Source organism: Caballeronia jiangsuensis, assembly GCF_046030135.1.
Lineage (GTDB): Bacteria > Pseudomonadota > Gammaproteobacteria > Burkholderiales > Burkholderiaceae > Caballeronia > Caballeronia jiangsuensis.
In genome coordinates, this window is record NZ_JAQQDB010000008.1 from 23340 (window position 1) to 37239 (window position 13900).

Here is a 13900-nt window from a genome sequence, read left to right on the forward strand (position 1 = left end):
CCCGGAGCGGCGTTTTCTTACCCATGACAGTGAGCCCGACATGAAAGCCATGCATCGCATCATCGATCAGGCTCGCGACCTGCCGATGCGCATCGTTCTCTCCGAAGCCGAAGACACGCGCGTGCTTCAGGCGGCGGAACGCGCGCACAAGGAAGGCATCGCGCGCATCGTGCTCGTGGGCGCGCGAGCGCGTGCGTTTCAGGTCGCGGATGGCGCGGGCATCGATCTCGAAGGCATCGACGTGATCGATCCTTCTCATTCATCACATACCGAACGCTTTGCACAAGAACTCTTCGCGCTGCGCGAGAAGAAAGGCATGACGCCCGATCAGGCGCGCGCCGCCGTGCTCGATCCGCTCTGCTTCGCGAACCTGATGGTGCGCACGGGCGAGGCGGACGGCTCCGTGTCCGGCGCGGTCAACACGACGGCGGACGTCGTGCGCAACGCGATACAGATCATCGGCGTGCGGCCTTCGTTCAAGCTTGTTTCGAGTTTCTTTCTCATGATGCTGTGCGAGCCTTTCCATACGATGAAAGGCGGCCTCATCTTTTCCGATTGCGCGCTCGTCGTCGAGCCGAATGCGGAGCAACTCGCCGAAATCGCGCTGGCCGCCGCCGACAGCGCGCGCAGCCTCCTGATGGAAGATGCGCGCGTCGCGATGCTCTCGTTCTCGACGAGCGGCAGCGCACACCATGCAGCCGTCGACAAGGTTATCGATGCGACGCGGCGCGTGAAGGAAGCGCGCCCCGGCCTCGCCATCGACGGCGACGTGCAGCTCGATGCCGCGATCGTCGCGGAGATCGCGATGCGCAAGGTGCATCACTCGCAGATCGAAGGCCACGCGAATACGCTGATCTTCCCGAGTCTCGAAGCGGGCAACATCGGCTACAAGCTCGCGGAACGCATCGGCGGAGCGAAGGCCATCGGGCCCTTGCTGCAAGGGCTTGCCAAACCCGCCAACGATCTGTCGCGCGGCTGCAGCGCCGACGATATCTATCACGTGATCGCCGTGACCTGCGTGCAGGCGCAGGCCGCGCGGCATCAGACGGCGTGAGTGCGCATCATGGATACGCGAGCCGATACCGAAGCCTTCGTTCAACCTGAATCGACGGAAAGCGCGGCGCTCATCGACCACGCCGCGCGCACGGACACGCCTACGCTGCGCGCGTTCAGCGTGCTCGAACATCTCGTCGCGGCGAAGGGCGCGCTGTCGCTCGCGGAACTCGCGAACATCATCGGGCAGCCGAAGGCCTCGCTGCATCGCATGTTGCAATCGCTCGAAGCGGGCGGCTTCGTCGCGCGTGAGCCGGGACAAAAGAATGCGTACGTGATCGGCCCGCGCCTCGAACGGCTCGGCGTCGACGTGATGATGCACAGCGGCGCCAGGCGTCAGCGCCACGCGATTCTGGAGCGTCTCGTCGCCGATCTCGGCGAGACCTGCAATCTGAGCACGCTGCACGACACGCAGGTGCTCTATCTCGACCGCTGCGAATCGCCGTGGGCGCTGCGGCTCGAACTCAAGCCCGGCTCGCACGTGCCCGCGCATTGCAGCGCGAGCGGCAAACTGCTTCTTTCGACGATGCCGCGCGACGAACGCGCCGCGCTCATCCGCGCGATGCGGCTCGAACGCTTCACGCCCAATACCCTCGACGATCCGAACCTGCTCGAAGCGGAACTGGATCGCATCGCGCACAAGGGCATCGCCGTCGATAACGAGGAGTTCGTGCTGGGCATCGCGTGCGTCGCCGTGCCGGTGTTCGATTCGCGCGGCAAATGCATCGCGGCCATCGCCGTGCATGGTCCGGTGTCGCGCATGGCCTTGTCGCGCGCGCTGACCTTCGTGCCGCGTCTTCAGGAAGCCGCCGCCGATCTCACGGCGACCTTCTGACGCGCCGCAGCATCGATATTTCGGATGGCGAATCAATCTCAGGGACAACCCGAATCGCCCTCCTGTTTCTGAATCGGATTTCGCATTTTCCGTTTCACTTTCGCGAGCTTCCGCGCTTTTCTCTTGGCTTCCTTGCCCGCTTCTTCCACATTGAACGAAACGCAAACGAAACGATTCGTTCCAAAAGAAGACTTCAGGAGACAGGTGTCATGCAGCAGGAAGTCGATTACGTCATCGTCGGTGCGGGCTCAGCGGGTTGCGTGCTGGCCAACCGTCTGAGCGCCGACCCGTCCAACGTCGTCATGTTGCTCGAAGCGGGCGGCCCAGACAAGAGCCCGTGGATTCATATCCCCGTCGGCTACTTCAAGACGATGCACGATCCCGAGCTCGACTGGTGTTATCGCACCGAAGCGGACGATGCCGTCGCCGGACGCAGCATCGACTGGCCGCGCGGCAAGGTGCTCGGCGGCTCCAGCTCGCTCAACGGGCTGCTCTATGTGCGCGGCCAGCGTGAAGACTACGACCGCTGGGCCGAGCTCGGCAACGCCGGATGGAGTTATAGGGACGTGCTGCCCTACTTCAAGAAGTCGGAAGATCAGGAGCACGGCGCGAGCGAGTATCACGGCGCGGGCGGTCCCTTGAAGGTATCGGACCTGCGTTTGCGTCGCCCGATCGCGGATCACTTCATCGCGGCGGCGCAGGAGATCGGCATCCCGTTCAACACGGACTACAACGGCGCGACGCAGGAAGGCGTCGGCTATTTTCAGCAGACCGCTTTTAAGGGTCTTCGCTGGAGCACCGCGAAGGGCTTTCTCAAGCCGGTGCGCGATCGCCGCAATCTCATCGTGCAGACGCGTGCGCAGACCCGCAAGGTGCTGTTCAACGGCAAGGAAGCGACGGGCATCGAGTACGTGCATGAAGGCGTCGTGAAGACGGTTCGTGCGCGCGTCGAAGTGATTCTCGCGGCCGGCGCGATCGGCTCGCCGCAGATTCTGCAGAACTCGGGCGTCGGTCCCGCGAGGGTGCTGAACAACGCGGGCGTGCAGGTGAGACACGAGCTGCCCGGCGTCGGCCGCAATCTCCAGGATCATCTGCAAGTGCGGCTCGTCTTCAAGACGCGCGAGCGCACGCTCAACGACGAGGTCAACAATCCACTGAAGAAGGCGCTGATCGGCCTGCAATACGCGCTATCACGCACCGGGCCGCTCACGCTCGCGGCGAGTCAGGTCGCGATCTTCACGCGCTCGTCGCCGGACGTCGCGCGTCCCGACATCCAGTTTCACATGCAGCCCCTTTCCGCCGACAAACCCGGCCAGGGCGCGCATCCGTTCTCGGCGTTCACGTCGTCGGTGTGTCAGTTGCGGCCGCACAGCCGCGGCAGCGTCGAGATCCGCTCGAACGATCCGCTGAACTATCCGGCGATTCACGCGAACTATCTTTCCGACGAACGCGATCATCCCGTCGTGATCGGCGGCATCAAGGTGGCGCGCCGCATTGCCGCCGCGCCGTCGCTCGCGAAGCACATCGTGTCGGAGTTCATTCCCGGTTCGCAGTATCGGACGGATGCCGAGCTGCTCGATGTCGCGCGCAAGTTCAGTCAGTCGATCTATCACCCGGCGGGCACCTGCAAGATGGGCAGCGACGCGCTCGCGGTCGTCGACGAACGCCTGAAGCTGCGCGGCATCGGACGCCTGCGCGTGGTCGATGCGTCGATCATGCCGGAGCTGGTGTCGGGCAACACGAACGCTCCCGTCATCATGATCGCGGAGAAAGCCGCCTACATGATTCTCGAAGACCGGCGCTATCAGCACGTCGCGCGCGTGGAAGACGCACCCGAAGCAGTTGTGGCAAAACCCGTGGCCCACGCAGGCCAGAGAGACTGAGCACAAGTCTCACACACATCAGGAGACAACCATGAACGCACTGCCCCGAACCGATGGCAAGCAGATGAGAAAGGTCGTCGTCGCCAGCCTGATCGGCGCGACGATCGAGTGGTACGATTTTTTTCTATACGGCGTGGTCGCCGGCATCGTCTTCAACAAGCTGTATTTCCCGAACAGCGATCCGCTCATCTCGACGATGCTCGCCTACGGCACGTTCGCCGTCGGCTTTCTGAGCCGGCCATTGGGCGGCGTGATCTTCGGCCACTTCGGTGACCGCGTCGGCAGAAAGAGCATGCTCGTGATGACGCTGACGATCATGGGCGTCGCGACGGTATTGATCGGCATGGTGCCAACGTATGCGCAGATCGGCATCTGGGCGCCTTCGCTGCTGCTGTTTCTGCGCGTGCTGCAAGGCATCGGTCTCGGCGGCGAATGGGGCGGCGCGGTGCTGATGGCCTTCGAATACGCGCCCGAGAACAAGCGCGGCTTTTACGCGAGCATTCCGCAGATCGGCCTCGCGCTCGGGCTGTGTCTGTCGTCGGGTGTCGTCGCCGGCCTGTCGCTTACGCTGACCGATGCGCAGTTCCTTGCATGGGGCTGGCGCGTCGCGTTTTTCCTGTCGTTCGCGCTCGTGGTCATCGGCATGTATATCCGCCTGAACGTGATGGAAACGCCGGAATTCGCGCGCATCCAGAAGACGGGCAGCGAAGTGCGCATGCCTATCCTCGAAGTGATTTCGAAGTATCCCGGCAACACGATCGCGGGCATGGGCGCGCGTTTCATCGACGGCGTGTTCTTCAATGTGTTCGGCGTGTTCTCGATTTCTTATCTCACGGGGACGCTGCATCTGCAACGCACCGATGCGCTGCTCGGCGTGATGGTCGCCGCGTTCGTGATGATCTTCACGATTCCGTTCTTCGGGCGCCTTTCGGATCGCGTCGGACGTGCGCGCATCTACTTCTGGGGCTCGCTCGCGACGGGACTCTCCGCGTTCTTCGGCTTCTGGCTGATGAAGAACAGCGGCGGCAATACGATGCTCGCGTGGCTCGCGGTCGTGATTCCGCTGGGCGTCGTGTATGCATCGATCTATGGTCCGGAAGCTGCGCTCTTCTCCGAGCTCTTCGATGCGAAGGTGCGCTATTCGGGCATATCGTTCGTGTATCAGTTCTCGGGCATCTTCGCGAGCGGCATCAGCCCGATCGTCGCGACATGGCTCTTGCAGCGCAATGGCGGCGATCCGTGGATGATCGCGGGATATTGCCTCGCGGCGGGCATCATCAGCGCGCTGTCGGCGGCTTGGGTCGGGCTGAGGCAGCGTCGCGAGATGGCGTTTTCCGTGGGCTGATCCTTCTCGCGTGAACATCGACAGCCGCTGCGCCGGACCATCGGCGCGGCGGCTTTTTGTTGCACTGGCAAGCGGTGCAAGCCGCACGTAATATCTGGATATCACCAGAACATTTCGCAGGAGACATGCATGCCCACCCGCCCAGCCGCCACGCTTTGGGCGCAGCTTTTCGAACGTTCGCGGGTCTCGGGGATGAGCCTGCAGAACCAGATCCGTCAGATGATCGTCAATGCGATCCTGAGCGGTCATATCGCGCCCGATTCCGCGTTGCCTTCGAGCCGAGAACTCGCCGATCAGCTCAACGTGTCGCGCAATACCGTCGTGCTCGCGTATCAGCAACTCGTCGAAGAAGGCTATCTCGTGTCGCGCGAACGCAGCGGCCATTTCGTGAACCCGGCGACGGACGAATTGCAGCGCGGCTTCACCGCGACGGGCGTCGCCGACACGACAGCCATCGACGCACAGCAAGGTCATCCCGACTGGAGCGCACGCATCCGGCATGCGCCCTCGCATCAGCGCAATATCGTCAAGCCGTCGAACTGGCAGAGCTACGAATATCCCTTCATTTACGGGCAATTCGATACCGAACTGTTTCCGACGAGCGACTGGCGCGAGAGCTGCATGCACGGGCTGTCGGTGATGGAGATTCGCAACTGGGCGCCCGATCTGATCGAACGCGACGACGAGACGCTCGTCGAACAGATTCGCACGCGCGTGCTGCCGCGCCGCGGCGTGTTCGCGATGCCCGACGAGATCGTCGTCACGAACGGCTGTCAGCAGGCGCTGTATCTGATGGGCGATCTGCTTTGCGCGACGCAAACGAAAGTCGGCATGGAGAACCCCGGCTATCCCGATGCGCGCAATATCTTCCAGCATCACAACGCGCAGATCGTTCCGCTGGAGGTCGATGAAGACGGCGTCGTCATCGACGATGAAAGCGTGATCGCCCAGTGCGATTACGTGTATGTCACGCCGAGCCATCAATGCCCCACTACGGTGACGATGCCGATCGAGCGGCGGCGCAGGCTGCTGGATCTTTCGGTGAAGCACGATTTCATCGTCATCGAGGATGACTACGAGAGCGAGAACACGTTTTCCGGCACGCCGCATCCGGCGCTGAAGAGCCTCGATACGGCGGAACGCGTCGTGTATATCGGTTCGCTATCGAAGACGCTCGCGCCGGGCTTGCGACTCGGGTATATCGTCGCGCCGCGCACCTTGATACGCGAATTGCGCGCGCTGCGCCGATTGATGATCCGGCATCCGGCCGCATACATTCAGCGCGCCTTCGCGACTTTTCTCGCGCTCGGTCATCACGACACGCTGTTGCGCAAGCTCGGGCGCGTCTACAAGGAGCGCGCCGAAGTGCTGATGGATGCGCTCGCCACGCATCTGCCGGAGTTGCGCGCGTCGAAGGTGACGGGCGGCGCATCGTGCTGGGTCGAGGGTCCGCCGTGGCTCGACGCGACGCGCCTCGCGAAAGACGCGCAAGCGCTCGGCGTGCTGATCGAACCGGGCAGCGTGTTCTTCGCCGATCCCGCCGATGGTCAGCGATGCTTCCGCATGGGCTTTTCAGCGATACGCGCGGAGCTGATCGAGCCGGGCGTGCGGGCGCTGGCGCAGGTCGTGCAGCAGCGGCGCCCTTGAGCCTTCGCGCTTACTTCCACGGCGCCATCGCATGAAACACGCCGTCGCGCCGCACGAGCGCATGAAACAGCGCGGCCGCGAGATGCACGACGATCAACGCGAAGAAGCACAGCGCGAGAAAGCGATGCGCGTTCCAGAGCAGCGTGTGCAATGAATTGCTATGAGGCAGAAGCGACGGCAAGTGCCAGCCGCAGATCACGACAGGATAGTCCGCCGCCGACAGCATCCCGTAGCCGAGCAGCGGCAACGCAATCATCAGCGCATAAAAAGCGTAGTGCGAGAGATGCGCGGCGAGCTTCATCGGCTCGGGCATGTTGGCGGGCAGCGGCGGCGCACCGCGTGCGATCCGCACCGCGAGACGAATCAGCGCGAGCACGAGTATCGCGATGCCGAGCGGCTTGTGGATGGACACGAGCGTCAGGTAGTCCGGCTTCACCGTCGACACCATGCCGACGCCGATGAACAGCATCGCGAGAATGCATATCGCCATGATCCAGTGCAGGGCGCGTTGCAGCGGCGAGAACCGCTCGTTGATCGCGTTCATGGCTTGGCTCCTTGCGCGGGCGTGTGCGGGTAGTCCTTGTCCTCGGCGGTGCGTCGATTGAACGAGACGGAATAGGCGGCCGAGCGCGCGGCGGGGAATGGATCGTCGGACACGCGCATGCCGGATGGCAGCACGGTCGGGTCGAAGTTGATATCGCGGCACGCACCGTCGGGCTCGGGCTCGATGGCCTTGACGACGAGCGTGCCCACTTCCACCGTGTGCCGGTCTTCGGGCCACGCCTTGCTCGGGTCGGCGGTGGGATCGCCGGGATTGGCGACGGTGACGACCATCGCCCAGCGTTGCGGCCCGCCCTGCACGCGTTGCGTGATCTCGGCATCGAGGAAATTCGCGCCCTTCTGCTTCAGCTCGTCCGGTGTCAGGTTCTCGGGCTTTGCGGCGGGAATGAAGGACCAGCGCACCGTCTGATCCTGTCCTTCCGCATTCGTGAAGACGAAGCTGTTCAGGCTGTTGTAGCGTTCGTCCGCATACGAGGCCGTCCACGGCGCGCTGCCCGCCCAGGCGCCGAACGCGCCGATCTCCGGATGGGCGGCGGCGAACTTCTGCATCGACTCGGGGTCGTTCTTGTTCGCGAGCGCACGCTGCAGGTCGTAGAAGGCCTGTGGGGTCGCGACGGGGAAGAACGGAGCGTCGATCATCGCGGAGCGCCACTCGCTTGCATCGGGCATCACGATGCGCAGGCTCAGGCCGCGCACGCGGGCCATTGCGTCGGATGCTTTCGGGTCCGGCGTCGCGAGATTGAACCGGCCGGTGACGGGATACGTGCCCGGCATGAACATTTTCGCTTTGGAGAGCGCCGCGCCCGAACCGTTCGATTCGAAATCGCCGGTGAAGCAGATGCCCTTCGCGTGATTGCGCCTGAACCCCGGCACCGCGCCGCCGGGCGGCGCGAGGCTGCCGACGATCTTCGCCGGCGTGAGGCGATTCGGCGTGAGCCAGCCTCCCGTGTAGGCGAAGGCCGCGACCAGCACGACGACGACGGCCGCGATGAGGATCAGCGCGGGAAGGGGCGAACGGGGGGAAGCGGGTTTGTCAGCCATCGTAGTCTCTCGATCAACGATTCTGTTGCACGGTAATCTAGCAGCGTGAGGGGAATCGTGCCAGCAACGCGCAAAATTCGCAGATACCCCTGTTTATCTGGAGTTGCCCGCATGACGCAGAACATTTACGACGACCCGGATTTCTTTTCGGGTTATAGCCGGCTGAATCGATCGATTCACGGGCTCGATGGCGCGCCGGAATGGCCTGCGCTGCGCGCGCTCTTGCCGGAGATGCGCGGACTCCGCGTGCTCGATCTGGGATGCGGATATGGATGGTTCTGTAGATGGGCGGCCGAACATGGCGCGGCGCATGTGTCGGGTGTGGATGTGTCGGAGAAGATGCTCGAACGGGCCGGAGCGTTGAATGCGCATCCGGCGGTTGCGTATCGGCTCGGCGATCTCGAGAGCGTCGAACTAGGCGATTCGAGTTTCGATCTGGTCTATAGCTCGCTCGCGTTTCATTACATAGAGAATCTGCCGCGCCTGATGCTTGCGATTCATCGGGCGCTCGTGCCGGGCGGCAGGCTCGTTTTCTCGATTGAGCATCCGATTTATATGGCGCCGCGCAATCCCGCGTTCGATGTGGACCGCGATGGACGCAAGATTTGGCCGCTCGACGGTTATCAGAACGAAGGCGCACGCGTGACGAACTGGCTCGCGGAAGGCGTCGTGAAGCAGCATCGGACGATGGGGACGCTCGTCAATACGCTCATCGATTGCGGTTTTACGCTCAGACGGTTGATCGAGTGGGGACCGACGCAAGAGCAGGTCAGCAAGATGCCCGCGCTGGCGGAAGAGGTCGAGCGGCCGATGATGTTGCTTGTTGCGGTAGAGCGGTGAGGGGGCGGGGTTGAGGGGTGTGATACGGTATTAGGGGATTGGGGATTGGGTGTTAGCCGTTGCCGACGCCTGTCGATCCGAACCTAGCGGAGCTCAACGCTTCAGTCTGGATATTGCGAGTTGCTCGCGACGAGCCGCGGTTCCTCACTCGGCGGCCCTAGTCGTAGTCGCACGCGGACGAAGCGTCGTCGATCAGACTCATCGGCGACTTCATTGATCTGTTTCGCGTTCCGGTTGGCAGCGACTGACTTCGCCGTCGAAGCGGAATGATTCATGACAAACCGCGGTTTGCTATCCGACAGCCGGGAGCGTCCGCAGGCGGCGTACCAAGCAAGCTTGCGTCAGACAAATTCTTTGTGCTGACCATGATGGATACACTTTCGGTTGGATCGTCCACGGGCCCATATTGCTAGATGCTTTATACTGTATGTATACACATGCCTCGACTGCCGGCTGATTCAGCGAGCGAAAACCATGGCTAACGGAAAATTACTTCGACAACTCGTTCGAGCCGGCGTGGACGGTGATCAAGAAGCCTTCAGGCGGGCTTCCGAAGCTGTCATCGCTGAAGAGCGTGACAAGCAGCATCACCTGCTAGCAAATGACCTCGAGAAACTATTGTATGGACGGCCGACTCCGCTTCAATCGCTCTCCATAATAAATTTGGTGAAGGCAGTCCCGTCGGACAAGGAACGTGGCGTTGACCTCCTGGAGATGCGGCAACCTGTACGCCAACTCGAAGATCTCGTTACCGACAATGAGGTTCGGTCATCGATCGAACATTTGCTGCTAGAACACAACCGACAGGCAGCCCTTGAAACCTATGGTCTAGAGCCATCACGAAAAATACTCTTCTTTGGGCCACCTGGTTGCGGAAAGACGCTAACGGCAGAAGTAATCGCAACTGAGCTCGGTCTACCGCTGGCGATTATCCGGCTCGACGCTGTCATCTCGTCATACCTTGGTGAAACTGCCGCGAATCTGCGGAAAGTATTTGACTTTGTGTCCAGTCAGCCATTGGTTGCACTCTTCGATGAATTCGATGCTCTTGCTAAGGAGCGAGACGGCGATGGTGACCACGGCGAATTGCGACGTGTCGTTAACGCCGTTCTTCAAATGATTGACGATTATCGCGGCAGAAGCGTGCTTATTGCGGCCACGAACCATGAGGGATTGTTGGACTCTGCGATTTGGCGACGCTTCGATGAAACGCTTAAGTTTGGCAACCCGGATCCGTCTCAGATAGCGAAGCTTCTGCAGAATAAGCTTCGAGGAGTACGTCGCAACTTTGAGGCATCCGAATCTTCAATTGTTTCAAAATTCAAAGGAATGTCACACGCGGATATCGAGCGAGTCCTTCGCAGAGCTATTAAAGAGATGATCCTCCAGGGACGAGAATTCCTTGAGCAGACTCATCTAAACGCAGCGTTACGACGTGAAAATCGACAATCGCCTTCGTCCAAGCGTTGCGCAAAGTAAATTTTTTCAGCATCCTTGAGCGAACATTGAAGATAAGATCGCTGCGAGGGACTTTATGGCGTACGAACATCTTCGCGTGGTACGCGACGAACCGATTCATCTTAGAAAGAAGAGAGGATTCCCTCGCTTTCCGAAGCCAGCTGATCCGCGACAACACGGTGCTCAACTCGCGCGCAGTCTTGTCGAGTTAAAGGAGAGTCCTGCAGACTTCGGCTTTGATAGCCGCAGACTCATCCAGGTGAGTGTCGTCGAGGGCTTCCGACCTGAGGCACTAGAGGCCATTCTTGGTTTGACCGTCGTGAGCCAAGAGGGCAACTCGATCGCTCTGCTCTTCAGCACCGATGAGGCGCTCGAACAAGTGGATGCAAAACTCACCAAGCTTTCCAAAGATGGTCAGGTTACCCACGCAAACTTGCTGTTTGCGCTGAATGGCTTCAGTTCTTGGACGCCCGCTGATCGTACAGGAGCAGCCCTACAACAATTGGGGTTGCCCGACGACAACTCGTCAATCGTTGATGTCGAACTATGGCCGCTTGATCGCAGAGATGAACGCGAGCGTATGATTGCCGCCTTTGAAGAGTTGCTGCGAGAAAACGAGGTCGAACAGCTCGACTCTCTGAATCGAGAGAGTCTTGTTCTGTTTAAAATCCGCGTCTCTGCGCCCGCTCTTGCCGTCCTTCTAAGTTATCGAGACGTTCGCCTTATAGATCTGCCACCACGATTTGCATTTGGTCTCGAGTCGATACGACTCGACATCAACGCGCTTCCCCGCATCGATCCACCCGCTGATAATGCGCCCTCCGTATGCGTTCTCGACACCGGGCTCGCTGCGGGCCATCCATTGCTTGCGCCGGCTGTCGGAGACACCCAAAACTTCATAGTCGCCGGAGAAGACGCAAGCGATCACGATGGCCATGGCACTCGAGTAGCGGGTCTTGCGCTGTATGGGCGAGTTTTCGATCGCCTTCCCGATCAGTTTTTGCCGCGACTGAGGCTTTTTGCCGGGAAAGTGTTCGCGAATGACGGTCAGGACCAAACACGCTTTGTCGAAAAAGCAGTTGAAGATGCCGTCGCTTACTTCCACGATCATTATCGCTGCAAGGTGTTTTGTCTTTCCTATGGCGATGGGAACAAGGTCTATGACGGACGGCACGTCCGAGGTCTGGCCTACACGTTGGACCGCCTATCCCGAAAGCTTGGAGTTCTTTTTGTGGTGCCGACCGGAAATCAGTCTGCACTGCCAGACAACGCCCTGGAGGCGTTTCCAGCGTATCTGCATGCGGAGACGTTCAGACTCCTCGACCCAGCAACATCCCTAAACGCCATAACGGTTGGCGGGCTCGCCCAGTTTGAACTCGATCATCAAGCTCAACGATTCCCGGAGCGAATCGAGTCCTCACCATTGGCGAGACGCAATCAGCCTAGCCCGTTCACGCGGGTCGGCCCATCCATCGGGGGCGCGGTCAAACCGGATTTTGTCGCCGAAGCGGGCAATCTGGCATGGCACCACCTTCGACGAAACATTTCATCGCAGAGGTTGGGTGTCGTTTCGACATCAAGAGATTTTGCTGACGGGCGCTTGTTTGACGACGCCCCCGGAACGAGCTTTGCAGCGCCCCAGGTTGCACATTTGGCGGCGTCGCTCCTTCGCTTTGCGCCCGATGCTTCGTCCGACACGCTGCGGGCACTACTCGGCGTCCACGCGCGAGTTCCTGGAGAGTCCAGCACTCTCGTCCCAAACGACGCTGCACGGCTCGCTGTCGCGGGTTATGGACGCGTCGAGGACCAGCACCTCTTCGAGTCCCAGGATCATGTCGTCACTCTCGTAGGTAGCGACGCCATTGGCCTGGATCACCACCACTACTACGAGCTAGCCCTTCCCGAAGATTTTTGGGGTGGCCGAAATCGACCTCGAGAGATCTCCGTCGCGCTAGCCTATAGCCCCTTAGTTAAGACTACGCGAATTGCGTACCGAGCCGTAAAACTCAGCTTCAATGTCGTTGAGGCGGACAGTCTTGAGCAAGTGACTGGCTGGTTTAACACGAATCGAGTGGCCGCAGCCCGCAAACTAGCCGAGTCTACTTTCGCAAACATTAACGCGACGAGCCGCTCGAAGGGCACGCTGCAGTGTGCTACTTGGACCTACAGGCGTTCTGGGGCGCGCAAACTGTTCATCGTCGTCACGCGAAAGGACGAGCCCTGGAATCCTGAGCCAAATGTGCCGGAGCGGTACTCTCTTGCGGTCACATTCAGGGACCTAACCAATGCAGACGCGAACATCTATATCCAGGTACGACAGCGCCTGCGTCAGCGAGAGCGAGTCCGAAACACTCGGTGAGTGGAGCTTGTTTGGCCGCGTCCTTAGTCATCTTGCCTTCGAAGAAGGCGGATTTTCCCTTAAACGTGTAGACCAACTCACGGACGGGCTAACCCGCGACGCAAGCTTTGCCGAGCGAGCGTCCGTGGACGACTCGTAAGATGTGATGTTGCAAACTGAGCAATCGCATTTTTTCGCTTGGACCAGTCACGTCCAAATGTCACGGCCACATCCCGCGCATCGTTCGTTTTACCCAGTGAAACGAACCACGCGGTGCACTTCGTCGTCCTGCCAGATGAAGCGCACCGCATCGCCGGGGCGACGCTCAAAGGCATCGGCGACGATCGTATCGGCACTCATACGCGCCGTCACACAAGGCAAATCCCGTGGCTCCACGATCGTGACCGTCCGCTCGCCGAGTCTACCTCTGAGTATCAGCAGCGCGCTCGTCACGCAAGGCATCAGAAGCACGGCGGTGCAGATCAGACTCGTCCACCCAAAAACCTTGTACCAATCGATTACCCCGCCTTCAAAACCCGCAACGCGACCGCCCCCGCCGCCTCGCTCTCCGCATTCTGCTTCGCCTCTCGCATCGACAGATAGCGCAGACAGCACACGCGCAGAAACGACGCGAAGTTGGTCGGCACCTCGCCGCGCAACGCGATCAGTTCGTCGTAGAGCTTGACGGCGAACTGGCTCGTCGTCAGATTCTCGCGCCCGGCGATTTCCTGTAGCACGTCCCAGAACAGATTTTCGAGCCGGACCGTCGTGATCACGCCATGAATGCGCAGCGAACGCGTGCGCGATTCATAGAGGATCGGGTCGGCGTTGATATACACCCCACACATGACGAAAGCCTCCACAAAACGGGCCGCCGCGCGCGCGCACGACGGCCAACT

11 protein-coding genes are annotated in these 13900 nt (G+C 60.7%); 8 read left to right on the top strand and 3 right to left on the bottom strand.

Annotation, left to right across the window (positions count from 1 at the left end; genetic code table 11):
- Positions 1-40 precede the first annotated feature (40 nt).
- The 5 genes from pta to pdxR all read left to right on the top strand — a co-directional run bounded on the left by pta (position 41) and on the right by pdxR (position 6763).
- The gene (gene pta, locus PQR08_RS10460) at positions 41-1054 is read left to right on the top strand and encodes a phosphate acetyltransferase (RefSeq protein ID WP_250486410.1); all 1014 of its coding nucleotides are present in this window, start codon (positions 41-43) and stop codon (positions 1052-1054) included.
- Positions 1055-1063: 9 nt separating this feature from the next.
- On the top strand, positions 1064-1888 hold the full coding sequence (locus tag PQR08_RS10465) for an IclR family transcriptional regulator (RefSeq protein ID WP_250486411.1): 825 nt from the start codon (positions 1064-1066) through the stop codon (positions 1886-1888).
- A gap of 209 nt (positions 1889-2097) precedes the next feature.
- Positions 2098-3771 (top strand): GMC family oxidoreductase, encoded by a 1674-nt coding sequence (locus tag PQR08_RS10470; protein WP_250486412.1) that lies wholly within the window; start codon positions 2098-2100, stop codon positions 3769-3771.
- A 31-nt stretch (positions 3772-3802) separates the two neighbouring features.
- Positions 3803-5116, top strand: a complete 1314-nt coding sequence (locus tag PQR08_RS10475) for an MFS transporter (RefSeq protein WP_035500259.1) — start codon at positions 3803-3805, stop codon at positions 5114-5116.
- Between the two features lie 129 nt (positions 5117-5245).
- Positions 5246-6763, top strand: a complete 1518-nt coding sequence (pdxR, locus tag PQR08_RS10480) for a MocR-like pyridoxine biosynthesis transcription factor PdxR (RefSeq protein ID WP_187606981.1) — start codon at positions 5246-5248, stop codon at positions 6761-6763.
- 10 nt (positions 6764-6773) lie between these two features.
- Here the strand turns inward: pdxR and PQR08_RS10485 are convergent, their stop codons facing one another.
- Entirely contained in the window at positions 6774-7307 is a 534-nt protein-coding gene (locus PQR08_RS10485; protein WP_035500261.1) for a cytochrome b, read from the bottom strand.
- Positions 7304-8365 carry a catalase family peroxidase gene (locus PQR08_RS10490; protein ID WP_187606979.1) on the bottom strand — a complete coding sequence of 354 codons (1062 nt, stop codon included), beginning with the start codon at positions 8363-8365 and terminating at the stop codon, positions 7304-7306. Before PQR08_RS10490 ends, PQR08_RS10485 begins: the two co-directional genes overlap by 4 nt.
- A 111-nt stretch (positions 8366-8476) precedes the next feature.
- Between PQR08_RS10490 and PQR08_RS10495 the strand changes: the two genes are divergently transcribed.
- From PQR08_RS10495 to PQR08_RS10505, 3 genes are all read left to right on the top strand, one after another.
- The gene (locus PQR08_RS10495; protein WP_250486413.1) at positions 8477-9205 is read left to right on the top strand and encodes a class I SAM-dependent methyltransferase; all 729 of its coding nucleotides are present in this window, start codon (positions 8477-8479) and stop codon (positions 9203-9205) included.
- Positions 9206-9679: 474 nt separating this feature from the next.
- Positions 9680-10684 carry an AAA family ATPase gene (locus tag PQR08_RS10500; protein ID WP_250486414.1) on the top strand — a complete coding sequence of 335 codons (1005 nt, stop codon included), beginning with the start codon at positions 9680-9682 and terminating at the stop codon, positions 10682-10684.
- 55 nt (positions 10685-10739) lie between these two features.
- On the top strand, positions 10740-13022 hold the full coding sequence (locus tag PQR08_RS10505; RefSeq protein WP_250486415.1) for a S8 family peptidase: 2283 nt from the start codon (positions 10740-10742) through the stop codon (positions 13020-13022).
- A 497-nt stretch (positions 13023-13519) separates the two neighbouring features.
- Here the strand turns inward: PQR08_RS10505 and PQR08_RS10510 are convergent, their stop codons facing one another.
- Entirely contained in the window at positions 13520-13849 is a 330-nt protein-coding gene (locus PQR08_RS10510) for a ribbon-helix-helix domain-containing protein (RefSeq protein WP_061119504.1), read from the bottom strand.
- Positions 13850-13900 lie beyond the last annotated feature (51 nt).